General features: G+C 42.3%; 21 protein-coding genes. 5 read left to right on the top strand and 16 right to left on the bottom strand.

Translation table 11 applies throughout. The features are described from left to right. Nucleotides 1-6: 6 nt before the first annotated feature. The 9 genes from FRX57_RS01795 to dnaG form a co-directional block, all read right to left on the bottom strand. Nucleotides 7-1224, bottom strand: coding sequence for an ABC transporter ATP-binding protein (locus FRX57_RS01795; RefSeq protein ID WP_146566043.1), 1218 nt, complete (start codon nt 1222-1224; stop codon nt 7-9). Further along, complete coding sequence (locus tag FRX57_RS01800; RefSeq protein WP_146566045.1) at nt 1224-2024, bottom strand: ABC transporter permease; 801 nt, start codon at nt 2022-2024, stop codon at nt 1224-1226. The genes FRX57_RS01795 and FRX57_RS01800 overlap by 1 nt, the downstream gene beginning before the upstream one ends. After that, nucleotides 2024-2956 (bottom strand): glycosyltransferase family 2 protein, encoded by a 933-nt coding sequence (locus tag FRX57_RS01805; protein WP_146566047.1) that lies wholly within the window; start codon nt 2954-2956, stop codon nt 2024-2026. Before FRX57_RS01805 ends, FRX57_RS01800 begins: the two co-directional genes overlap by 1 nt. Then, complete coding sequence (gene cps2T / locus FRX57_RS01810; protein WP_146566049.1) at nt 2946-4103, bottom strand: beta 1-4 rhamnosyltransferase Cps2T; 1158 nt, start codon at nt 4101-4103, stop codon at nt 2946-2948. The genes FRX57_RS01805 and cps2T overlap by 11 nt, the downstream gene beginning before the upstream one ends. A 97-nt stretch (nt 4104-4200) precedes the next feature. Further along, a complete protein-coding gene (gene rfbD, locus FRX57_RS01815) occupies nt 4201-5055 on the bottom strand; it encodes a dTDP-4-dehydrorhamnose reductase (protein WP_146566051.1) in 855 nt (284 codons plus the stop codon). A gap of 52 nt (nt 5056-5107) precedes the next feature. Continuing rightward, complete coding sequence (locus FRX57_RS01820) at nt 5108-6034, bottom strand: glycosyltransferase family 2 protein (RefSeq protein ID WP_146566052.1); 927 nt, start codon at nt 6032-6034, stop codon at nt 5108-5110. Between the two features lie 7 nt (nt 6035-6041). Continuing rightward, nucleotides 6042-6374: a metal-sulfur cluster assembly factor gene (locus FRX57_RS01825; RefSeq protein WP_146566053.1), complete on the bottom strand. Its 333-nt coding sequence runs from the start codon at nt 6372-6374 to the stop codon at nt 6042-6044. Between the two features lie 21 nt (nt 6375-6395). Beyond that, entirely contained in the window at nt 6396-7505 is a 1110-nt protein-coding gene (gene rpoD, locus FRX57_RS01830) for an RNA polymerase sigma factor RpoD (RefSeq protein ID WP_146566054.1), read from the bottom strand. Then, on the bottom strand, nt 7502-9289 hold the full coding sequence (gene dnaG / locus FRX57_RS01835; protein ID WP_146566055.1) for a DNA primase: 1788 nt from the start codon (nt 9287-9289) through the stop codon (nt 7502-7504). The genes rpoD and dnaG overlap by 4 nt, the downstream gene beginning before the upstream one ends. A gap of 160 nt (nt 9290-9449) precedes the next feature. Here dnaG and mscL point away from each other — a divergent pair, with 160 nt between their 5' ends. Beyond that, nucleotides 9450-9803, top strand: coding sequence for a large conductance mechanosensitive channel protein MscL (gene mscL / locus FRX57_RS01840; protein ID WP_146566057.1), 354 nt, complete (start codon nt 9450-9452; stop codon nt 9801-9803). Nucleotides 9804-10177: 374 nt separating this feature from the next. Here mscL and rpsU read toward each other — a convergent pair whose 3' ends face one another. From rpsU to malQ, 6 genes are all read right to left on the bottom strand, one after another. Next, nucleotides 10178-10354 (bottom strand): 30S ribosomal protein S21, encoded by a 177-nt coding sequence (gene rpsU, locus FRX57_RS01845; protein WP_000048058.1) that lies wholly within the window; start codon nt 10352-10354, stop codon nt 10178-10180. A gap of 82 nt (nt 10355-10436) precedes the next feature. Beyond that, nucleotides 10437-11030 (bottom strand): uracil-DNA glycosylase family protein, encoded by a 594-nt coding sequence (locus FRX57_RS01850; RefSeq protein ID WP_146566059.1) that lies wholly within the window; start codon nt 11028-11030, stop codon nt 10437-10439. An 84-nt stretch (nt 11031-11114) separates the two neighbouring features. Next, nucleotides 11115-13283, bottom strand: a complete 2169-nt coding sequence (locus tag FRX57_RS01855; RefSeq protein ID WP_146566061.1) for a PTS transporter subunit IIBC — start codon at nt 13281-13283, stop codon at nt 11115-11117. A 10-nt stretch (nt 13284-13293) separates the two neighbouring features. Next, nucleotides 13294-14085 carry an endonuclease/exonuclease/phosphatase family protein gene (locus FRX57_RS01860; RefSeq protein ID WP_146566063.1) on the bottom strand — a complete coding sequence of 264 codons (792 nt, stop codon included), beginning with the start codon at nt 14083-14085 and terminating at the stop codon, nt 13294-13296. Nucleotides 14086-14099: 14 nt separating this feature from the next. Continuing rightward, the gene (gene glgP / locus FRX57_RS01865; protein ID WP_146566065.1) at nt 14100-16361 is read right to left on the bottom strand and encodes a glycogen/starch/alpha-glucan family phosphorylase; all 2262 of its coding nucleotides are present in this window, start codon (nt 16359-16361) and stop codon (nt 14100-14102) included. Next, on the bottom strand, nt 16354-17859 hold the full coding sequence (malQ, locus tag FRX57_RS01870) for a 4-alpha-glucanotransferase (RefSeq protein WP_146566067.1): 1506 nt from the start codon (nt 17857-17859) through the stop codon (nt 16354-16356). Before malQ ends, glgP begins: the two co-directional genes overlap by 8 nt. A gap of 220 nt (nt 17860-18079) precedes the next feature. Here malQ and FRX57_RS01875 point away from each other — a divergent pair, with 220 nt between their 5' ends. From FRX57_RS01875 to FRX57_RS01890, 4 genes are all read left to right on the top strand, one after another. Further along, nucleotides 18080-19336: an extracellular solute-binding protein gene (locus FRX57_RS01875; protein WP_146566069.1), complete on the top strand. Its 1257-nt coding sequence runs from the start codon at nt 18080-18082 to the stop codon at nt 19334-19336. Nucleotides 19337-19522: 186 nt separating this feature from the next. Further along, the gene (locus FRX57_RS01880; protein ID WP_146566071.1) at nt 19523-20884 is read left to right on the top strand and encodes a carbohydrate ABC transporter permease; all 1362 of its coding nucleotides are present in this window, start codon (nt 19523-19525) and stop codon (nt 20882-20884) included. Next, the gene (locus tag FRX57_RS01885; protein ID WP_146566073.1) at nt 20884-21720 is read left to right on the top strand and encodes a sugar ABC transporter permease; all 837 of its coding nucleotides are present in this window, start codon (nt 20884-20886) and stop codon (nt 21718-21720) included. The genes FRX57_RS01880 and FRX57_RS01885 overlap by 1 nt, the downstream gene beginning before the upstream one ends. A 22-nt stretch (nt 21721-21742) precedes the next feature. After that, nucleotides 21743-22876, top strand: a complete 1134-nt coding sequence (locus tag FRX57_RS01890) for an ABC transporter ATP-binding protein (RefSeq protein ID WP_146566075.1) — start codon at nt 21743-21745, stop codon at nt 22874-22876. Nucleotides 22877-23078: 202 nt separating this feature from the next. Here FRX57_RS01890 and FRX57_RS01895 read toward each other — a convergent pair whose 3' ends face one another. Then, nucleotides 23079-23354 (bottom strand): HU family DNA-binding protein, encoded by a 276-nt coding sequence (locus tag FRX57_RS01895; protein WP_146566077.1) that lies wholly within the window; start codon nt 23352-23354, stop codon nt 23079-23081. Nucleotides 23355-23375 lie beyond the last annotated feature (21 nt).

Consider the following 23375-nt stretch of genomic DNA (forward strand, 5'->3'; position numbering starts at 1 on the left):
CCTTATTTATTCAGATAACATTTCCCAAGTACCATTACGCTGAATAATACCTGAGGCCGAATCTAGAGCCGATAAATCATCCAAGGCCAAATCATCACGAGTCATCAGAATAATGGGTGCATTGCTGGCATTAGCAAAGGCCAACATTTCCTTGGATTTGCCCAAGATAGTGACTTGGAGTTTCAGTTTGATATCATTGAGATTGGGAAGGTCACAGCTATAACGATAGCGTTTATGCCCCCGCCCTTGAGAGGGGATATCCCAAGCATTGTCATTATAAATCCAAATCTGCCGATCAATATCCGTCAATGAAAAGACGATATGGGTCTCAATGTCCTCTAAGACATCATAAGAAATTTCAAAAGAAATCTTCTCTTTGGGCGTTAGCTGAGCAGGTGATAGGAGCTTGACCTGAAGGTTATCAACCTGGAGTTTTTTCTCAAGGGCTTCTTCTGTTTGGTCTTCCTCGACCACTTCCTTAACTACCGCATTGTCAAAACTGTACTGATTGGCGACATCATCTGGCTCACCATTGACCTTAATCAAGCCATCTTCTATCAAAATTGCCTTGTTACAATATTTTTTAACCGCCCCCATATCATGAGTGACTAAGATAGTGGTCTTGCCACTGGCCTTACGCTCCAAGAAATAATCATTACATTTCCGCTGAAAGGCTTCATCACCAACAGCCAAGACTTCATCCAAAATAAGGATATCACCTTGGGCTTTAATAGCTACTGAAAAGGCTAAACGAACCTGCATCCCACTGGAATAATTTTTCAGTTTTTGGTTCATAAAATCCCGTAACTCAGCAAAATCAACAATATCATCATACATGGCATCCACTTCCTCGGTAGTAAAGCCCAGCATGGCACCATTCATGTAGATATTTTCTCGACCTGTCAGTTCAGGATTAAAGCCCACACCCAACTCAATAAAAGAAACCAATTTGCCGTCAATGGTCACCTGTCCTTTTTCTGGGACATAAATTTGGGAAATAATTTTGAGCAGGGTTGATTTTCCAGAACCATTACGGCCAACAATGCCAAAAAAATCACCCTTTTCCACTTCAAAGTTAATGTCCTTGAGCACATGATATTCTTTATACCCCTTAATTCCCTTAAATCGGTTAACCAAACTGGTCCTCAAACTATGGGTACTCTCTGTCGGCAATTTGAAAAACTTGCTGACATGTTCTACTTTTACTGCAATATTAGTTGTCATTAAAGAATCTCCGCAAATGTTTTCGCATGCTTGTTAAAATAACCAAAACCAAAACCAAAAATGGCTAGAGGTAAAAGGTAAGGAATGACTAGATAGGGAAAGCTCACCATCTGCCAAACGGTCGTATTGGCTGGATCAATGAGAAGATAGCGTAAATCTTGAATAATCTGAGCCATCGGATTAAGCATGACAATTTTGGCTGCTACAAGGCTAGTATTTGAGATTTGACTCAAGGGGTAGATAATGGGTGTGGCATACATGCCCGCCTGCATCATCACCTCCCAAACTGGGCCAATGTCACGAAATTTCACAAACAGAGCTGCCAAAAACAGAGCAATTCCCATGGCCAAGAGAGCCACTTCAATGATTAAAACAGGAGCAAAGAGAGCTGTCCACTTGAAACTCACACCATTGATAAGGGCAAAAATCATAACCACAATGAGGTTAATCCCATAGTTAATCAAGGCTCCTACCACTGAGGACAAGACAATAATGCTTTTAGAAAAATTGAGTTTTCTCAACAAATCTCCCCTAGCTACAATGGACATCATGCCCATATTAGTCGCTTCAGAAAAAAAAGTCCAAGTGACCATTCCCAGCAAGAGGGCGACTGCAAAATGAGGAACATCTTGACCAAATTTCAAAAAACGGACAAAGACCAAATACATAATAGCAAATAGCATGATTGGTTTCAAAATAGACCATAAGTAACCAATAGCACTGCCCTGATAACGCAATTTGAAGTCAGTCTTGACCAATTCTTTCAGTAAAATTCTATTTTCTTTTGTAAAAAAATCCATTAGTTTCTCCTATAACCAAACTTACTAATGATCAAACTCCTAAAAACCAGGGTATGAAACCAGCGATTTTTTGCCAGCTTGTATTTGTGTAATATTTTAATCCGTTCCAAGAAAGGCTGGTCTAAGAGGGTCACATAAGCAGAGACCAAGTCCCTATCTGCTGAGCTTAGCCTTTCTTGGAGCAAGTAATTAGCCTGCTTTTGACTGGCTTTTATCAGCCACCAATATTTTTCTACCAGCTGGTGTGGACGGAGCCAATTTTTCATCCGTTTGGACCAGGTTCTTGCCCCCAAAACATTGGCATCATGCTGACGATAAAGCTCCGTTGGCACGTCCAGATAAACCAACTGCCCCAAACCACTGGCCAAGAGGGCCAAATACCAGTCGTGCATCAACAAACCGTCAGTCTGCGACCATTTTTCAGCCAAGGCATGATTAATCATCATGGTTCCCCCGGTTACCGTATTCTCGGTCAATTCCTGCCGTAAACTCGTGTTGGCATGGTGGGATTGACTTTTAATCATACTCTGAGTTATTAAATTCAACCCATCATCAACCACCGACAAATCGGTATAGACTAACAAGGGGCGGTCTGGTTCATAAGCCTGAGCGGTCTCCAAACAGAGGCTCAATTTTTCTGGCAACCAAACATCGTCTTGGTCACTGAAAAAGTAAAAATCCGCCTGCTCCTGCTTGAGAAGCGTATGAAAACTGTTGATGACACCGATATTCTCTATCGTATCAGGATTGACAAAACGAATTCGATTGTCTTGGGCAACAAAATCTTGAATAATTTGTCTTGTCGCATCACTAGACCCATCATCACGAATCAAGAGTTGCCAGTTATCAAAGGTCTGCTGACGAATACTTTCAATCTGTTCCGCCAAAAAACGCTCACCATTGTAGGTAGCCATGAGAATATTAACCTTCATCTAAAAACAACTCCTCATACTGTCCAACGATTTGTTCCCAGCTGTAAGCCGCTAGCATACGCTGCCGAGCCTTCTTACCCCAAGCCGAAAAATCTGACTCTTGATCATAATGATCAATCAACTGAGTTAGGCTCTGATTTCCCTTATCCCAATAAAGGGCGGTATCCTTAGCCACCTGACGGTTAAAATCAACTCCCAAAACCAAGTTCAAATCCGTCTGAGCTAGGGCCTCTAGCAAACCAGGATTGGTCCCACCAACCTCATGACCGTGCAAATAGGCAAAGGCAGACTGACGCACATAGGACAAAAGGGCCTTGTCATAGACCGTTCCGACAAATTTAATCCGTCTATCTCGGTCAAACTGAGTTTCTTTCCGCAAGGTTTCCCAATAGGAATTGCCCTCATGGTTACAAATAATCAGTAAATCCCGCTGGGTCTGACTAGCCATAAAGGCTCTAATCATGGCCGCATAATTATTTTCTGGAACAAAGCGACCAACAATCAAGTAATAGCCTTTTTCTCGGCTCTGCCATTGCTCAAAAAAAGCTCGCACCTGCTTATGGTCAGCCGTCAAACTTGATTTGACCACATCCGTACCGTAGGCGATGACGGTGGTTTTAGCCCATGGATAGCTAGTTGTCATATAATCTTCAATGCCTGGGTTATCACAAATCAAAAGATCTGCCGATTTACTCATCTGCTTCTCTGCCTGCTTAAGGTAATATTGCACCGGACGAGACCATTTGGAGCGTTTCCACTCCAAACCATCGGGATTGACATACAATTTCCCACCTACTTTTTTAATCTGATGGGCCACTGGTCCAATCAGGCCACCGATGGTATTCCCCAAAACATAAAAAATAGGATGTTTCAGCCCTTGCTCTTTAATCATGTCCAGGGCATAGGCAATAGCTTTAAGGTCATAGGCAATAACCCGAGCTGGCCCCAAAAACTTAGGAACAGGCACCATAAAACAATCGGTTCCTCGATAGTCAACATGCTGCTTGTTCTTATCATCGCTCAAACAAGCGACATGATAACGAATGCTTTTATCCTGCTGACGCGTTACCAATTCTTCCACAAAGGTTTCAAATCCCCCATACTGGGCAGGTAGGCCTCGACTACCAATGATAAAAACATCCTGCATGGCTCTACTCCTTTCAAGCTACAATTATAGTCTATTATACCATATTTGACCCCATTTGAGACTAAAAAAGCTAGGGAGACCCTAGCATGCTACAGACTTATTTCTTCACTTCTTGGCGGTAAAAGGCTGCGAGAGCTTCTTGCCAAGTTGGGATAAGAAAACCAGTCGCCTTAGCCTTAGCCAAGGACATGGTTGAATTGAGTGGGCGTTTGGCCTTGGCTGGAAATTGGCTAGAATCTACTGGAACCACTTCTACATCAGTATCTTTCAAAATCTCAACAGCAAAATCATACCAAGTCGTATCTTCTGTCGCATCATTTGACAAATGATAATAGCCATAATCCTTACCATGCTCTGTCAAATAGGTCATAAATTCTGCCAAGGTTCGCGTCCAGGTTGGACGACCATGCTGGTCATTAACCACGGTCAATTTAGGATGTTTTTCTGCTAAATGCTGCATGGTAAAGACAAAATTCTTGCCATAGTGACCAAAAACCCAAGCCGTGCGGATAATGTAATAGTTATCCAAATATTTTTCCACCGCTTCTTCTCCCAAACGTTTGGTACGTCCATACTCCGTCTGCGGATCTGGCTGGTCTGTTTCTAACCACTCCTGACCAATAGGCTTTTCCCCATCAAAAACATAATCCGTGGAAATATAGACCAAGGTTGCATTAAACTTGGCACAAGCCTTGGCAACATTTTCCGTCCCTGTCACATTGATGGCATAATTGAGTTCCTTGCCCTCATCTTCTGCCGCATCAACCGCCGTATAGGCTGCGCAGTGATAGACCAGACTTGGTTTGACCTGTTCAAAAACCGCATCAACCTTGGCTGCATCCAGAATATCCATCTCAGCCACATCAACCGCCACATAGTCCTCTTGCCGTTCATCTAACAAATGGCAAAGCTCCGTCCCCAACTGACCCTTACTTCCTGTTACTAAAATCATGATGATCTCCTTTTGCACTTTTTCTTTATTATACACTAAAAAAAGGATGATATCATCCTTTTTCTTTGATAATATAAACCGGGCGTTTCTTAGTCTCCAAAAAAATCTTGGCAATATACTTGCCGATAATACCCAGACTGAGCAACTGCAGACCACCAATAAAGAGAATGATAGACACTAGACTGGCCCAGCCCGTCACACTCCCCCCAATGGTTAACTTGCGAATGACGACAAAGAGAATCCCCAAAATAGAGGCCAGGAAAGACATAGCACCTGCCCACATGGACAAATTAAGCGGAGCTTCTGAAAAATTGATAAAACCGTCCATGGAATACTTGAACAGGCTCCAAAAATTCCAAGAGGTTTGACCAGCCACACGTTCCCGATTTTCATAGCTAACATAGGTAACCTTGAAACCAACCCAGGAAAAGAGACCTTTGGAAAAGCGGTTGACTTCTTCCAGAGATAGGATACTGTCAACAACTTGGCGGGTCATCAAACGAAAATCACGGGCCCCATCAACCATTTCCGTATCCGAAATTTTATTGATGAGAAAATAGAACGCACGGGCAAAGAAAGAACGAATTTTCGGCTCGCCCTTGCGATCAGCTCGGCGAGTCCCGACCACATCATAACCCTCTTGAATCTTGACATACATGTCCTGTAAAAGCTCAGGTGGGTCTTGTAAATCGACATCCATAACCGTGACCAAATCACCAGTTGCTGCCTCTAAGCCAGCCAAGAGAGCTGCTTCCTTGCCAAAATTTCGCGAGAAAGACAGGTAGTGAACATTAGCATAGGCCTTAGCCACCTGGCGTAAAACCGATAAGGTCTGGTCGGAAGAACCATCATTGACAAAAATATACTCAAACCTGACTTGTTCGGCCATGGCAACCTCAACTGCCTGCGTCGCCTGCAAAAAGGGAGTGATGGTTTCTTCCTCATTATAACAAGGGACAACTAGGGATAATACTTGCATAGAAACCTCACCTTATACCAAGAGCAATACGCGCATAGCGACTCAATTTGTCTGTTGACCAGGCTGGTGTCCAAACCAGCTTGACCTCTGTTTTTGTGACCTCAGGAATCGCCTTCATCACATCATAAATCTGATCAGTGATTAAATCTGCTAAAGGACAGCCCATGGTCGTCAGGGTCATATCAATTTCTGTCGAGCCATCCTGAGCAAAACGGATATCATAAATCAAGCCCAGATTGACAATATCAATGCCTAGTTCTGGATCAATAACCAATTCCAGTTGCTCTAAAATCCGGTCCTTGATGGCCATCACCTGATCTTCATTATATTCTACTGACATTTGTCCTTCCTTTTTCTGAAATCAGTCCTCCATAAAGTCACGTAACTGCTTACTGCGACTTGGCTGGCGGAGCTTACGTAGGGCCTTGGCCTCAATTTGACGAATCCGTTCACGAGTGACATTAAAGACCTTACCCACATCTTCCAACGTGCGCATCTTGCCATCATCCAAACCAAAACGTAGGCGCAAGACATTTTCTTCACGGTCAGTCAGGGTATCTAAAATTTCATCTAGTTGCTCTCGTAAGACTACCCGTGTTGTGTAGTCAACAGGATTTTCGATAACTTCATCTTCAATAAAATCTCCCAAGTGGCTATCATCTTCCTCACCAATCGGTGTCTCCAAAGATACTGGTTCTTGAGCAATTTTCAAGATTTCTCGCACCTTGTCTGGTGTCATATCCATCCGCTCTGCAATTTGCTCCGGTGTCGGATCTTGCCCCAATTCTTGCAAGAGGTTACGTTGCTCACGGACCAATTTGTTAATGGTTTCCACCATATGAACCGGGATCCGAATAGTACGCGCTTGGTCAGCAATGGCACGGGTAATGGCCTGACGAATCCACCAAGTGGCATAGGTTGAAAACTTGAAGCCTTTTTCGTAGTCAAACTTGTCCACGGCCTTCATCAAGCCCATATTGCCCTCTTGAATCAAATCAAGAAACTGCATGCCACGGCCGACATAACGTTTAGCAATGGATACCACCAGACGTAGGTTGGCTTCAGCTAAACGTTGCTTGGCGTAAAGGTCACCCGCTGCCACAGCAACAGCCAACTCTTTTTCTTCTTCATTAGTCAGAAGGGGCACAACCCCAATTTCTTTGAGGTACATACGGACAGGGTCATTGACCTTGGCAGAATTACTTCCCAAAAGCTCTTCGTCACTAAGTTCCTCTGGTTCAACCTCTTCCACCACATATTGAGTTGACGGATTCCCTTCTTTATCTGTGATTGAAATGCCTCCATCGGTTAAACGCTCCAATAAGTCATCAATTTGATCAGCATCCAAGGCAAAAGGGATGACCAATTTTTCTGTCACCTCATTATCCACTGCTGTTCCCGCTTTTTTGTGGTGGCGGATAAATTCAGCCACTTGTACATCAAAGGTTGTGATTTCTTTTGTATTTGTCATAATTCCTCTTTTTCCATTTGTCGTTTTTGTGCAATATACTTTGCCAATTCCGCGAGGACCTGCTGGTCATCACCCTGACCACTAAAGTCACGGATTTTCTGTCCTTGGCGATTCAAGGCTTCACCCTGATGGTAACGCCGTAAACTCTGTTTTAATTGAGCAATCTCATCATCAGCTATCTCATCTGGTAAATGCTCTGCTAAAACAGCATAGTACATCTGACTTTCTTGCTCCGACAGGCCTAGATCTTGCAACTGATTGGGTTCAAGGCTTCCTTGCTCCTTAAGAATAAGGTAAAGCTGAGCCAATTCTGGGGTTTGAAACACCAAATCCTCCCGCTGCTTAAATTCAGCCAGAAGGGACGGGTGATGGAGAAGTCGATGAAACAAATGCATTTCAGCCCGTAACAAAGGGGATTTCAAGGCAATTACCGACGTCTCCAAGATCTGTGAAGATTCCGGCCTCCGCATCTGTTTAGCCGAAGTTTGTCGTTTTTTCAGCCGCTCCTGATTGACAACCAACTCCACCTGCTTATAATTAAGGCTCGGTAGCAAATCAGCTAGTTGATGAATGTAAATATCCTGACGAGACACAGACTTTTCTTCTGTAATAATAGGAGCCATTTGCTCCACATAGGCCAGCTGAGCCTGAAGATTATCCAAATTGACTGGCAAATAATAGTGCAAAAAGAACTCTATCTTACTAATTCGTGAATGGGTTAGCAATTCTGCCAATTGTTCAGGAGAATTTTTTTGTATAAATTCATCTGGATCCATTTGCTGAGGTAAACGGACAATTTCCACCGACATTTCCTCAAGCAAAGCCAAGGACTTGGCAATCGCTTCCTGACCAGCCCCATCACCATCATAGACCAAAACCAGTTTCTGACTGTATCGTCTGAGGTGGTTGACATGTTCAGAGGTCAGAGCGGTCCCCATAGAAGCCACACTATTTTCCAATCCAGCCCGGTAGGCCGCAATCACATCCATGAAACCTTCCATCAAATAAAGTTCCTTGGTTTTATGAGCCACAGCTTTAGCTCGATCCAAATGATAGAGCTCATAGGACTTATTAAAAATACTGGTTTTTCGCGTGTTTTTATATTTAGCCTGTTGGCTATCCTTTTCCGACCAGATACGACCTGAAAAGGCAATTACTCTCCCCTGATCATCCGTCAAGGGAAACATAATACGATTTTGAAAGCTATCAAAGACCCTTCCTTGATTGGAAACTTGAAAGAGACCTGAATTAAAGATAGTCTCCTCTGAATACTGCCCCTTAACTTTCTGATAAAGGTAATCTGCTTGTTCAGGCGCTAAACCAATTTTAAAATAATTGATTAGCTCGTCGGTCAAACCCCGCTGATAAAGGTAGTCTTTGGCCAATTGCCCCAATCTCGTCGTCATCAAAATCGCATGATAAAAATTACTGGCTTCTGTATGAATATCATACAATTCTTGATGGGGATGATGAGGACGTCTCCCTTCATCTCCAAAATCGACCCTCATGCCTAGCCGCTCAGCTAGAATTTTAACACTGTCATTAAAGCTAATCTGACGGTATTCCTCTAAAAAATGGAAAACATCCCCAGATTTTCCACAACCAAAACAATGATAAAACTGCTTATCTTCAACAACATTGAAGGAGGGCGTTTTTTCCTTATGAAACGGGCACCTCCCCAAATAATTGCGACCCGAACGTACCAAAGGAACAAACTCACCAATCACTTCCACAATGTTCGTTTGATTTTTGATATCGGTGATTAGTTCTTTATGAATTGCCAATTAACCACCCCCACGTCAGACTTTTTTACAATTAATACACTTAAATGTTATTATAACATAGGAAAAATAACTTGTAAAATAAAAGAACATCTTACTTGCTTTGACCATTAAAATCTTGTATAATGTTACACGAATCAATTTTTAGAAAGGATAACTCTCCATGATTAAAGAACTTAAAGATTTCTTGTTCAAGGGTAACATCGTTGATCTTGCTGTAGCCGTGATTATCGGTGGAGCTTTCGGTGCAATCGTGACTTCGTTGGTAACTGATATCATCACGCCAATTATTGGTATGGTTATTGGTCAACCAGATTTCTCTGGCATCATGCTCGGATCAATCGCTATTGGTAACTTCATCAATGCTGTGGTTAACTTCCTTATCGTTGGTACTGTATTGTTCTTCATCGTTAAAGCTGCCAATAAGGCAATGAAAACACCTGCTGAAGAAACTCCTGCTGGACCAACACAAGAAGAACTTCTTGCTGAAATCCGTGATTTGTTGGCTAAAAAATAAGGCTAAACACACATAAGAAAACTCCCGTTTCCGTAGGAGTTTTTTTCTTTTCTCCAATGTCATTTAAAATTTTTGACAAGTTTAACCAAATAGGTTATAATAAACTCTATGAAAACGATTACTTTTGTGGTCGTTTTGTTGTCTTATCAGACAACGGTCCTTAGGACCCCTGCCTAGTAAGACTTCCTCCTTGCTAGCCAGAGTTCTTGGCTACTCTGACTAACACACCCAAATTTTTAAAGAGTTAGCCCAATCAGTCCTACCCTAAACCATGCTGCCACTATCTCTACAATCTTGGCATGGTTTAGGGCTTTTTTATCGTCGACATAATAAAAAGGTAAGGAAATTCCTTACCAGTTATCTAATATCATCAATTAGAATTTTTTACGTTTGCGAGCTGCTTCTGATTTACGTTTGCGTTTTACAGAAGGTTTTTCGTAGAATTCACGTTTACGTGATTCTTGAAGTGTACCAGCTTTAGTAACAGAACGTTTGAAACGACGAAGAGCATCGTCAAGCGATTCATTCTTGCGTACAACTGTTTTTGACATGTGTTTCACTCCCCTCAATTTCAATGTAACATTTTCACGTTCCTTAATAGAATAACTAAATTTTCTCTCTTTGTCAACTATTTTAGCTAGTTCTTACCAAATTTTCTCGCACTAGACTTTGCAATTGAGGAATAAACTCCGCCTCAAACCAAGGGTGTTTGGCTAACCAGAGATTATTTCTCGGCGAAGGATGAACCAGGGGAACATAGTCCGGTAAATAATCATGATAACAGGCTACCCGTTCCGTTACAGAACGCTTGTCTGCCAAATAATAGTCCTGAGCATATTGCCCCACCAAGAGGGTCAGTCTAATCTTTGGCATTAATTCGATGAGACGTGGATGCCAACTTGGAGCCACGAATGGTCTAGGTGGCAAGTCCCCCGACTTAGCCTTGCCAGGATAGTAGAAATCCATGGGTAAAAGGGCAATCTGACCTGATTCATAGAATTCCTCCTCACCCACGCCCAACCAGTCTCTCAACCGATCGCCACTCCGATCTCGAAAACACTGACCTGCTTCTTGGGTCTTTATTCCTGGTGCCTGACCAATAATCAATAAACTAGCCTGCTCATCTACCTGAAACAAGGGAGCTAGCCCCGCAGCAGTGTATGTCTGATTCCGAGGATCTTGACAAATCTCCTGCTTGATGGTTACTAATTTTTCTTGAAATACCATGTGACTATTCTACCAAAATCTATCCCTGTTGTCAGCCTTAACCAAAAGGTCTCCCTAGCCTTAACTAGAAAAGACCCTCTGTCATTATAATTCTACCTGAGCTAGCAGGTGCCCTGGTTCAACCTGTCCTAAATCTTGAAGATGGACTGCCTTGATTTCAACCATGTTGGTAAAGGCAACGATAATAGTGGTCTCCCGCTGAGCTGATTTAATGGCATCAAGATCAGCAACCAGCAACAAATCACCAACTTCTACTCGCTGACCATCAACTACCTTGCTAGAAAAAGGTACGCCATTTAGGGCCACAGTATCCAAACCAACATGAATCAGTACTTCCAGTCCATTATCGGTCAATAGGCCAATAGCATGCTTGGTGGGGAAAACACTGGTAACCACTCCCGCAATCGGAGCATAAATCTTCCCCTCACTAGGTTCAATGGCATACCCATCACCCATCATTTTTTGAGAAAAGACGGGATCCTTAACCTCAGTAATTGATTGGGCTCTACCAGCAGCGACACTATACACATCCACCACTTCGCCTTTAAAACGAGGATTAAGCTCGAGATTTGGCTGACGACTGGTTACCACCTCTGGGATAGGAACTCCTGAGTCCAAGACATCTTGAATATCAGATTTCAAAACATCAGCCTTAGGCCCGTAAACCACTTGAACGCCGTTACCTTTGACAATCAGTCCCATAGCCCCTGTTTGTTTCCAAGATGCTTCATCACTAACCTTTTCAGTATCCTTGACACTAACTCTGAGCCGAGTCATACAAGCATCAACATCCAAAATATTATCTGGGCCACCCAGGAAATGAATAATTTGCGCTACTTGTGAGTTTACAGGAGCTTGGCCACTGACATCAGACTCACCATCTTGTCCTGTTTCAGTGTCATAATTCCCATTGCGACCTGCTGTCGCTAAATTAAATTTTTGAATCATAACATTAGCAATCAGGTACATCACCACAGCAAATAGGGCAGATACCCAGATAAAGTTAACAATATCCATGCCAATCCCTGCCTTAATAGCCATCGGAGTTCTTGTCAAAAACTCAATATTACCAAAGGAATGGACACGTAGGTTAACCAAATCAGCCATAGCAAATGCCAACCCTTGTACCACTGCATAGACAATATAGAGGGGCATTGCTGCAAACATAAACATGTATTCAATTGGCTCTGTCACCCCAGTTAAAAAGACCGCCAAAGCTGATGAAATAAACATCCCTTTATACTTATGTTTTTTGTCAGCATCAACATTGCGGTACATGGCTAAGGTCAACCCCATGAGAATACCGCTTGAGCCAATCATTTGTCCCACCTTGAAGCGTGCTGGGGTGACTGTTTCAAGCAATTGACGATACTGACTCATGTCACCCGCATCCTTGAGATTAATCAAGTCAGTTACCCAAGCCAACCAGAGGGGATCCTGACCAAAAACCTGTGATCCTTGTTGGGCACCAGTCAAGATATCATAGGTTCCTCCCAGTGATGTATAATTCATCGGAATAGTCAACATATGGTGCAGACCAAACGGAAGCAAGAGGCGCTCTAAGGTACCATAAATAAAGGGAGCCAAAATTGGGGCAGTATCTTGAGAATTAGCAATCCATTTCCCAAAACCATTAATCCCCGTTTGAATCAAAGGCCAGAAAACAGCCAAAACCAAGGCTACCAAAACTGAACGATAAATCACCACAAAAGGCACAAATCGCTTACCATTGAAAAAGGTCAAGACATCCGGCAACTTACGATAATTGTAGTATTTGTTAAAGGCAGTTGCCCCAACAAAACCTGCAATAATCCCAACAAAAACCCCCATATTAAGAGCTGGCTGCCCTAGGACATTAATAAAATAATTAGCAACAGGAATCTGGCTACCAAAAACCGTGTTGACATGGGCCTTACTGTCTGCCAACATGTCCAAGGTTACCCCGAAGAAATTTCCCGTAATCAGATTGATTAAGATAAAGGCCAAGCCGGCGGAAAAAGCTCCTCCAGCTCGTTCTTTAGCCCAACTCCCTCCAATAGCCAGGGCAAACAATAGATGAAGATTCCCAATCACACCCCAACCAATTTGGGCAATAATATTCCCTATCCGAGCAAGCAACTCTGAATTAGGACTCAATAAGGGCAAGGAATTCCCAATACTAACCATCAAACCTGCGGCTGGCATGACCGCAATAACAACCATCAAACATTTGCCGAATTTTTGCCAAAACTCAAAACTAAACAGTTTTTTCATCTTACTTCTCCTACAGTTTTATTTCCACCTCAACCCCAAAATGATCCGAAACTGGGGGATAATTTTTACCGTTAAAAATCACCTGACTACTTAATACATCCTGCTCCTGGGTTAGGAAAATATAGTCCAAGCGTTTTTGGGCCAGATGCCCCTCCCAACCATCAATAGCCTTAGCAGCAGTGATGCCATCATCTTTCACCTGAGCCAACTCATAGGTATCCACAAGACCCAGCTCAAGAATTGCCTGATAGGCCAGAGGATTGGAGCAAGCATCCGTATTAAAATCACCCATAAGAAGTGCCAGTCGATTAGTTGACACGCGATTTAAAATCGTTCTAATATTGCTGAGCTGGTTTTCTTCCGTACTGTCAGGCAGATTAATGTGACAAGAATAACAATCAATCAATCTCCCCTTATAAGACAGGGTGAGACCGATAATCTTACGAGATAAAATAGAATCCACGCTCTGGTGTTGACTACAGTAAAACTCATCCACAGCATAGACCGGCAACTTGGTCAAAATAGCCAGACCTTCCTCATATCGACCATAGCCGATATGAGAATAAGTCCAATAAAAGGAATAAGATAGCCCGCTCAGACGATTAAGTTTGTCAACCAATAACAGCCCATAATTATCTTCTTTAAGCTGCGGGGTTACTAACAGACTGTCCAAGGATTGATTAACCTCTTGGAGTGCAATCACATCGTAGGACTTTTCTGCCAAAACCTGGGCCAAAAGGTCTAATTTTTCATCTTGGTGGTCTTCCAACCAGGCATGAACATTGAGAGTTAATAATTTCATGCTAACACTCTCCGTTACCGACTATGCCAGATGTCATCATTGTACTGAGCGATGGTTCGATCTGATGAGAAGAAGCCGGCCTTGGCAATATTGTGAATCACTTTTTTCTGCCAGAGGTCTTCTTGTTCATAGTCAGCAAATACCTGCTCCTTGGTCGCAATATAATCTTTCAAATCAATCAGGGTCATAAACCAGTCCTTCGTCATCAATTCTTGATACAGACGGTTAAGTCGCTCTGCATTGCCTAATGCTAGTAGCTCCTCACTCACAATGAAGTCCACCGCCCGTTGAATTAACTGGTCTTGGTAATAGTCACTTGGTTGATAACCAGCTGTTTCATAGAGCTTGATGATGGTATCACTATCCTGACCAAAGGTGTAGATATTTTCTGCACCTGCTAATTCAGCAATTTCAACATTGGCACCATCCATGGTTCCCAAGGTCAAGGCGCCGTTAAGCATGAACTTCATGTTCCCTGTTCCTGAAGCTTCCTTAGACGCTAGGGAGATCTGTTCTGACACATCTGTGGCTGGAATCAATTTTTCAGCCACCGTCACATTGTAATTTTCCACCAAGAAAACATTCAAGTGAGGGCTAACGTCAGGGTCCTTATTAATCAATTCAGATAGACAGAGGATTAGATGAATGATATCCTGTGCGATAGTATAAGCTGGAGCTGCCTTACCTCCAAAAAGAACGGTAATTTTACGTTTTGGCAGTTTACCTGCTTTAATCTCAAGATACTTATGGATAACATAGAGGGCATTCATCTGCTGGCGTTTATATTCATGGAAACGCTTGATTTGAGTATCAATAATGGAATGCTCATCTAACTCAATCCCCTGATGGGTTTGCAAGAAGGCCTTGAGGTTCAACTTATTCTGATATTTAATACTTGCCAGACGGTCTTGTACACCCTTGTCATCAGCAAAGGCAAGGAGTTTCTCAAGCTGACTAGCATCTGTCAAGTAGGCATCTCCTATCAATTCTTTAATGTAGGCCGCCAAATCCTGATTGGCAAATTCCAACCAGCGACGGAAGGTAATCCCATTGGTTTTATTGTTAAATTTCTCAGGATAAAGCTCATAGAAAGCCTTCAATTCTGATTGTTTTAAAATCTCGGTATGAAGAGCCGCCACCCCATTGACTGAAGTTGAAAAATGAATATCCATGTTTGCCATATGCACACGGTCATCTTGGTCAATAATTTGAACCTGATGATCTTGATATTGCCCACGAATCAAATCATCTAATTTTTTGATAATCAGAACTAAATGTGGCACCACTTCTTCCAAATAGGCTAGAGGCCATTTTTCTAAAGCTTCTGCCAAGATTGTGTGGTTGGTATAACCGACCATATTCTTGACAATCGTTACTGCCTCAGTAAAATCCAGTCCATGTTTTTCAGTCAACAACCGAATCAACTCTGGAATAACCATGGACGGATGAGTATCATTAATTTGCACATAGGCGTAGTCAGCCAAATCATGTAAATTGCTGCCACGTTCCAAGGCTTCGTCGATAAGAAGTTGGGCAGCATTTGACACCATAAAGTATTGTTGGTAAATGCGAAGCAACTCTCCCGCCTTGTCTGAGTCATCTGGGTACAGGAAGAGGGTCAGATTTTCCTGAATTTTTGTTTTATCAAAACTAATCCCTTCTTGGATAAGGTGAGGATTGACCCCTTCAATATCAAACAGGTTCAAATAGTTCTTGCTTGATTTCCCATAGCCCAAAACAGCCATGCGTTGGAGGGTTGACCGCAAGGTAAAGTCACGGAAAGGAACGTCATAATGAACGTCTGTGGAGACTAACCAAGATTGGTCTTCAATCCAATAATTGGGTTCTGTTGCCTGCTGGTTATCTGTTAGCACTTGTTTAAAGAGACCACAATGATAGTTGAGACCTACACCTTCCCCATTGATACCCAAGGTTGCCATTGAATCAATAAAACAAGCCGCCAAGCGTCCCAAACCACCATTACCCAAGGATGGCTCTGGCTCAATCCCCTCTATGTCACTCAAGGATTTACCTGCCTTAGCCAAGTCATCTTTGACCTCTTGATAGATACCAAGGTTAATCAAATTATTTGATAGTAATTTACCAATCAAAAATTCAGCTGAGATATAATAAACCTTGCGTTTTCCAGTATTTTTAGGGTAATCCACCACCAAATCCTTGGTGTAATTCAACAACTGGTAATAAATGTCTTGATTGCTTAACTCGGCCAATGCTTTACCGGTTTTTGTTTCTACATAAGTCGTTACATTAGTCATCTTCATCTCTTCCTCTCTCATATAATACGGTTATAGCTGTCAAAAAATCAATTTTTTCTGGACTGAGGTCTTCCCAACGCATCCGCCACTGCCAATTTCCACCAACAGTTGATGGCAGATTCATTCGAGATTCTGCTCCCTTATCCAATACATCCTGCATGCTAGCAATAACGGTCTGGCTAGTCGTTGAAAAAAGTAGTTTAAGCATGGTTTCATTGATGGGCTGACCTGGCCTACGGTTGGTATAATCATCAACGAAGGTCTGTTGCTCATTACTCAGATTATCATACCAGCCATTAACCACCTCATTGTCATGGGTACCAATATAGGCAACACTGTTAGGTACACAACGGTGAGCAATGTCAATACTATGACCACTGATATCATAAAAACCGAATTCCAAAACCTTCATCCCTGGATAGCCACAATCAGCTAACAAAGCCCTAGCCTTGTCGTCAATATAACCCAAATCTTCTGCAATAATTGGCATATCTCCCAATTGTTCTTTGACCGTCTTAAACAAGTCATAACCCGGCCCTGGCTGCCAAGAACCAATCGCTGCGCTTTCTGAATCAGCTGCAATCTGCCAGTAATCAGAGAAGCCCTTAAAATGGTCAATGCGTAGATAGTCATAGAGTTTAAAACTCTCCTTAATGCGATAAACCCACCAAGCAAACTTGGTTTGCCGATGATAATCCCAATCATAAATCGGATTGCCCCATAACTGACCATCTGCACTAAAATCATCAGCTGGACATCCCGCCACATACAGAGGACGTTTAGCCGAATCTAGTTTGAAAAGTCGGGGTTGGGTCCACACTTCAACACTGTCAGCCGCCACATAAATTGGCATATCTCCAATAATGGCAATACCAGCCTGATTGGCATAGGCTTTCAGCTCCTGCCATTGGTGAAAGAAGAAATACTGAACCACTTTATGATAGGTAATCACCGTGGCTAATTGCTGCCGGTAGATTGCTAAAGTGGCTTCATGACGCAAGAGCGCCTCTTGATCTCCCCATTCCTGGAGGGCACGATGGTCAAAATGTTCTTTAATGGCCATGAATTCTGCATAATCCTGGAGCCAAGACGCATTTTGAGCTTCAAATTCAGCCAATAGTGCTTGGTTGCTACTTTCTTCAAGGAAGGTTTCCACAGCTTTTTCTAAAATCGGACGCCTAACCTTAAAGAGATGGGCATAATCAACCGACTCCTCCTGGTTGGCAAATGAAACCCCTTGATAAGCATCTTGACTGAGCCAACCCGCTTCTATCAATAAATCAAAATCAATAAAATTGGTATTACCAGCTACTGCCGAAAAAGATTGGTAGGGAGAGTCGCCATAACTAGTTGTCGTCAAAGGTAAAATTTGCCAATAAGTTTGCTGACTAGCCTTTAAAAAATCAACAAACCGATAAGCTTCTTGACCGAAAGTTCCAATGCCAAACTTACCAGGCAAAGAGCTGATGTGCATCAGAATGCCACTCGCTCGTTTCATAAGAATCACTTCCTTTTCTTTATAGTTTAACTGATACCTCTATTATAACGCAAACGTTTGCACAACGCAAGCCCTTTTTTAAAAATTGCTTGCTTTCGCGATTTTATCACTGTTTTAAACTTAATTTATAAAAAATAGTAAAAAAGTCTTGACAAAACTCGCAAACGGTTGCATAATAGAGTTGTAAGTAAACGTTTTCAAATATGGAGGTAAAATTTTTATGAAAACATGGAAAAAATTAATGATTGGTGGCGCAAGCCTTACCTTAACAGCAAGTGTCCTAACCGCTTGCGGATCAAATTCATCTCAATCTAGCTCAGACCAAGCTAGCAAGTCAGGAGACAAAACCATCAAGCTTTGGGTTCCAACAGATGCTAAGAAATCTTACGAGGACATCGTTAAAACATTCGAAAGTGATTCTGGCTATAAAGTATCTATGATTGAATCTAACGATTCCCAAGCACAAGAAAAAATCAAAAAAGACCCTAGTGCAGCAGCTGATGTCTTCTCACTCCCACACGATCAACTCGGTCAATTAGTAGAATCTGGTATCATTCAAGCCATTCCTGAAAACTATGCTAAAGACATTAGTGATAATCAAACCACCCAAGCTTTGGTTGGGGCCCAATATAATGGCAAAACCTATGCTTTCCCATTTGGCATCGAATCACAAGTTCTCCTCTATAATAAAACAAAATTATCGGCAGAAGACGTTGCCAACTATGAAACCATTACTAGTAAGGCAACCTTTGGTGCCCCATTCAAGGACATCAATGCCTATGCTGCTGGACCTTTATTCATGTCTGTAGGGGATACCCTCTTTGGTGAAAGTGGTGAAGATCCAAAAGGCACCAACTGGGGGAATGAAGCGGGTGTTTCTGTCCTCAAATGGATTGCTGACCAAAACAATAATCCTGGTTTTGTCAACCTAGACCCAAGTAATGTCATCTCAAAATTTGGTGACGGCTCCGTCGCAGCCATTGAAACTGGTCCCTGGGATTATCAAGCTGCTCAAGATGCTGTTGGCAAAGAAAATCTTGGCGTAGCACCATATCCTACTGTCACTATTGGTGGTAAAACCGTTCAACAAAAAGCCTTCCTCGGTGTTAAATTATATGCGGTCAACCAGGCACCAGCCAAAGGTGACGCTGAACGTATCGCTGCTAGCTACAAATTAGCTTCTTACTTGACTAATGCTGAAAGTCAAGAAAATCAATTCAAGACACGTTCTATCGTGCCATCCAATAAGGCCGTCCAAGATTCTGAGGCCGTTCAATCTGATGAGCTAGCTAAAACCGTTATTACCATGGGATCATCATCAGATTACACTGTGGTTATGCCAAAACTTAGCCAAATGGCGACCTTCTGGACTGAGTCAAAAGCTTTAATGGCAGATGTTTACAATGGTAAAATCCCAGAAAGTGACTACCTTGCAAAACTCCAACAATTTGATAAAGATATTGCAGCTACTAACTAATGCTTTAGTTCTGTAGCCTTAGTTGACTAGGTCTTTCGTGGTCAAACTTGGGCAAGCTAATCTTCTTGTAATAGCTTACCGATTTTAACACTATTTTGATGTCATCTAGTCAGCCTTAGGGGTGGGACAGTGAGCTTGTTACCTTGAGTTCTGTCCCACCTTTTACTTATTAAAAGGAGAAATGTTATGGCTAAAACCATCTATTTTGATAATACGTCTGTTCCAGAAGCCCTTCAGAAAGGGGGATGGGACATAAAATTATCTGCTGTTATCATGGGATTTGCAAATCTCGCTAATAAACAGTGGGTTAAAGGCTCCCTCTTTCTAATTAGTCAACTAGCCTTCCTAGTAGCCTTTGTTAATCAAATCCTTCCCGCTCTAGCTGGTCTCATCACACTAGGTACTAAAACTCAGGGCATGGAGACTCGTGAAATTGACGGGGTTAGTTTGCAGGTAGCTGTTGATGGGGATAACTCCATGCTCATGCTTATTTTTGGCCTCGCCTCTCTAATTTTTTGCCTGGTCTTTGCCTATATCTACTGGTGCAACCTCAAGAGTGCTCGAAACATCTATGTTCTTAAAGAACAGGGGGAAACAATCCCAAACTTTAGGGAAGATTTTAGAAGCCTAACAAATGAGCGTTTCCACATGACCTTAATGACGGTTCCGCTCATCGGTGTGCTCCTCTTCACAGTGCTGCCGCTAATTTACATGATTTGTTTAGCCTTTACCAACTACGACCATAACCACCTACCGCCAAAATCCTTGTTTGATTGGATTGGACTGGTTAACTTTGGTAGTATTTTTAATGGTCGTATGGCTAGTACCTTCTTTCCAGTATTATCTTGGACCCTCATCTGGGCAGTCTTTGCTACTGTGACCAACTTCTTCTTTGGCATTGTCCTAGCCCTACTCATTAATACTAAAGGGCTTAAGTTCAAAAAGTTTTGGCGAATTGTCTTTGTGGTGACCATCGCAGTTCCTCAATTTATTTCTCTTTTAATTATGAGAACCCTCCTCAATGACTCAGGTCCGTTGAATAGCTTCCTCATGCAGCTTGGGCTTATTCAAAATCCCCTACCTTTCCTAGCGGATCCAGTTTGGGCGAAATTTTCCGTTATCGTTGTCAATATGTGGGTCGGGATTCCCTTTACCATGCTCATTGCTACAGGTATCATCATGAATTTACCTAGTGAACAAATCGAAGCAGCAGAGATTGATGGGGCTAATAAATTCCAAATCTTTAAATCAATTACTTTCCCACAAATTCTCTTAGTCATGACACCATCGCTGATTCAACAGTTTATCGGTAATATCAATAACTTCAACGTGATTTACCTCCTCACAGGTGGGGGACCTGTCAATTCTAATTTCTACCAGGCAGGGTCTACTGATCTTTTGGTAACCTGGCTCTATAAATTAACCGTCACTGCTGCTGACTATAATTTAGCTTCTGTTATCGGTATTATCATCTTTAGTGTGTCTGCTATCTTTAGTTTATTGGCTTACACACGTACTGCATCATACAAAGAAGGAGGGGCACGCTAATGAAAAACAAACGTCGCCTACATCTTGGCCTTGTTTATACTATACTCAGCATATTATCCATCATTTGGCTATTTCCTATTCTGTGGATTTTCTTAACCAGTTTTCGTGGTGAAGGAGCAGCCTATGTTTCTTATCTTATTCCTAAGACTTGGACATTGGCCAACTATGCTCAACTCTTTTCTAATAGCTCTTATCCTTTTGCTAAATGGTTCTTTAATACTCTCTGGGTCGCTGTAGCTACTTGCCTTATTTCGACGTTTATTACCGTAGCCATGGCTTATTCGCTCAGTCGAATTAAATTTAAATTCAGAAATCGTTTCTTAAAACTAGCCTTGATTTTAAATATGTTTCCCGGTTTTATGAGCATGATTGCCATCTACTACATTTTAAAAGCTTTCAATCTGACTCAAACCCTTACTGCCCTGGTCCTAGTTTATTCTTCTGGGGCCGCCCTCGGCTTCTACATCGCCAAAGGCTTCTTTGATACCATCCCTTACTCATTAGACGAATCTGCCATGATTGATGGAGCCAGTCGAATGGATATTTTTTGGAACATTACCCTGCCTCTTTCCAAACCGATTATCGTCTACACTGCCTTAACCAGTTTTATCGGTCCCTGGGTTGACTTTATCTTTGCTCGCGTTATCCTAGGCGATGCCAACGAAAAATATACAGTGGCAATTGGGCTCTACTCCATGCTAGAACAAGACACCATCAATAATTGGTTCAAGGCCTTTACAGCAGGCTCTATTCTGGTGGCTATTCCCATTACCCTACTCTTTATGTTCATGCAGAAATACTATGTTGAAGGTATTACTGGCGGTTCTGTAAAATAAGCCTAATTGATAGGAGATACTTATGACTACCTTAAAACTCAATAACATTTATAAAAAATATCCTAATAGTAGCCACTATTCCGTTGAAGATTTCAATCTTGACATCAAAGATAAGGAATTCATCGTTTTTGTTGGTCCTTCCGGTTGTGGTAAATCAACCACCCTACGCATGATTGCTGGGCTTGAAGATATTTCCCAAGGGGAATTTTACATTGATGATGTCCTGATGAATGATGTTTCTCCCAAAGACAGAGATATTGCCATGGTCTTTCAAAACTATGCCCTCTACCCTCACATGAGCGTTTATGACAATATGGCCTTTGGCTTGAAACTCCGCAAATACAGTAAGGCAGATATTGACAAGCGGGTCCAAGAAGCTGCTGATATCTTAGGTTTAACAGAATTTCTTGACCGCAAACCCGCAGACCTTTCAGGAGGACAGCGGCAACGGGTGGCCATGGGACGGGCCATTGTTCGTGATGCAAAGGTCTTTCTGATGGATGAACCACTCTCCAACCTTGATGCTAAATTACGGGTGTCCATGCGGACTGAAATTGCCAAGATTCATCAAAAGTTGGGAGCAACAACCATCTATGTTACCCACGACCAAACCGAAGCCATGACGCTCGCAGACCGCATTGTTATCATGAGTGCAACTAAAAATCCTGATGGTAATGGAACGATCGGCCGTATTGAACAAATTGGTAGCCCTCAGGAACTCTATAATCAACCTGCCAATAAGTTTGTTGCCGGTTTCATCGGCAGTCCAGCCATGAATTTCTTTACCGTCAGAATCGAAAAAGATCGTCTCATCACGCAAGATGGTTTTGAGCTAGGTCTACCAGAAGGTCAAGCCAAGCGTTTAGAAAGCCACGGTTACCTTGGTAAGGAAGTCATTTTGGGAATTCGACCAGAAGATATTTCTAGTCAACCAATCGCTCAAGAAACCTATCCAAAATCTACCTTGACGGCTCGTATTCAAGTTGCTGAATTACTAGGTAGTGAAACCATGCTCTATGTTAAAAAGGGGCAACATGAATTTGCTGCTCGTGTTGATGCACGCGAAGTTTACCATCCTGACACAGACATCACTTTGACTTTCAATATCGCCAAAGGCCATTTCTTCGACAAAGACACAGAAAAACGAATTGGTTAATCATTGTATCAATCCCCTCCTGTATAAAATAGCAGGAGGGGATTTATTAACCAAGGCTGACTCCCTAAAGTAGGCAAACGAATTAGTCCTGTAAAACGCTAACTGGAACACTACCCAAACATGTCTAATTGACTGTTCCAAAACATAAAAAGCCCCTCACACAAGTAAGAAGACTTGCGCCGAGGGACTTTACTATCATTACTTATTTCACAGCATCTTTAAGGGCTTTACCAGCTTTAAAAGCAGGGACTTTTGAAGCGGCAATAGTAATTTCCTTACCAGTTTGTGGGTTGCGACCTTTGCGGGCTGCACGCTCACGCACTTCAAAGTTACCAAAGCCAATCAATTGAACCTTGTCACCAGCTGCAAGAAATTCTTCGATTGCTGCAAAGACTGCATCTACTGCTGCTGCTGAATCTTTCTTGGTCAATTCTGTTGCTTCTGCAACTTTTGCCACTAAATCTTGTTTGTTTGCCATGTAAACAAATCCTCCATTCAT

The sequence above is a fragment of the Streptococcus cuniculipharyngis genome (genome assembly GCF_007859195.1).
In the GTDB taxonomy this organism is placed as follows: domain Bacteria; phylum Bacillota; class Bacilli; order Lactobacillales; family Streptococcaceae; genus Streptococcus; species Streptococcus cuniculipharyngis.